General features: G+C 73.6%; 2 protein-coding genes. One reads left to right on the top strand and one right to left on the bottom strand.

From position 1 onward, the window contains the following. Positions 1-64 precede the first annotated feature (64 nt). Entirely contained in the window at positions 65-604 is a 540-nt protein-coding gene (locus ABD308_RS06740) for a hypothetical protein (protein ID WP_344328941.1), read from the bottom strand. A gap of 177 nt (positions 605-781) precedes the next feature. Here ABD308_RS06740 and ABD308_RS06735 point away from each other — a divergent pair. Continuing rightward, the coding region (locus ABD308_RS06735) for an AfsR/SARP family transcriptional regulator (protein WP_425554708.1) at positions 782-1,009 on the top strand (228 nt) is incomplete at its 3' end.

The raw sequence follows: 1,009 nt of genomic DNA, 5'->3' as shown, positions 1-1,009 counted from the left end.
GCCGGGGCCGGCCCCTGCCCGGGGTGGGCGGGGCCGGCCGCAGGGGTGGCGCGGCGGGTGCGGGTCAGTTCCAGGGGTTGGCGTTCTGGTCGTTGATGTACGTCCAGAAGCGCACGCCCTTCGGCAGGTTGCCGCTGGCCCAGAAGGTCCAGCCGCCGGGCTCCTCGTAGTTGACGCCGTAGCGGCCGTCGTGGAACTCGGCCTGCCGCCAGTTGCGCCCGAACTGCATGCGGCAGACGGTGTTGGCGGCCTCCGGGCCGGTCAGCTCGGTGCCCTTCACCGGGCGGCTGATCTCGACGGCGCCCAGGGCCCAGCCGTTGTAGAAGCCGATGGAGAGCCCGGACGGCGCGGGGCGGAGGTCCTTGTTGAGGCAGAGCACCGGCAGCGAGGTCCAGGCCGGGGTGTCGCCGTCGTACGCGTTGCTGGCGGTGCCCCCGGGGCCGCCGACCTGGACCGTGCCGCCCACACCGTAGTTGAGGACCTCCCAGGTCATGCCGAGGTGGTTGCCGGTGGTGGCGGCCTGGGCGGCCGGGGCGGCGGTCAGCGGGGCGAGGACCGCGACGGCGGTCGCGGCGACGGCGGCGAAGCGCTTGATCCGGTTCATGGTCTGTTCCTCCAGGGAACTGCGGGACGGGGGTGGTCGGAACGCCGCTCCCCTGCGGGGCCGGCACGCACCGACCCTCTCAACCGCGCGCACGGTTCTGGCATGATCTGGACATCGCTTCGTCACCAAACGCGACGGTCCGACAGCGGTGTGCAGGGCCCTGGGGAGGGGAAGCGCATGGAGTTCGCGATTCTGGGACCGCTGGAAGTCCGGACCGGTGTCGGCGACCGGGTCCGGCTGGGGGGCGTGCGCCAGGAACGGCTGCTCGCCGTCCTGCTGCTCAACGCGCCCGGCGCCGTCCCCGTGGCGCGTCTGGTGGACGCCGTCTGGGACGACCGGCCGCCGGCCACCGCCGACCACCAGGTCCGCAACCTGGCGGGGCTGCTGCGCCGCGGCTTCCAGAAG

Source organism: Kitasatospora putterlickiae, from assembly GCF_039527695.1.
Taxonomy (GTDB): Bacteria; Actinomycetota; Actinomycetes; order Streptomycetales; family Streptomycetaceae; genus Kitasatospora; species Kitasatospora putterlickiae.
The sequence above is the reverse complement of the archived record's forward strand: the minus strand, read 5'-3'. Positions and strand labels throughout refer to the sequence as shown.

What these genes read in the sequence shown, in the direction of transcription:
- ABD308_RS06740 (WP_344328941.1), bottom strand. Translation starts at nt 604, where the DNA reads ATGAACCGGATCAAGCGCTTCGCCGCCGTCGCCGCGACCGCCGTCGCG.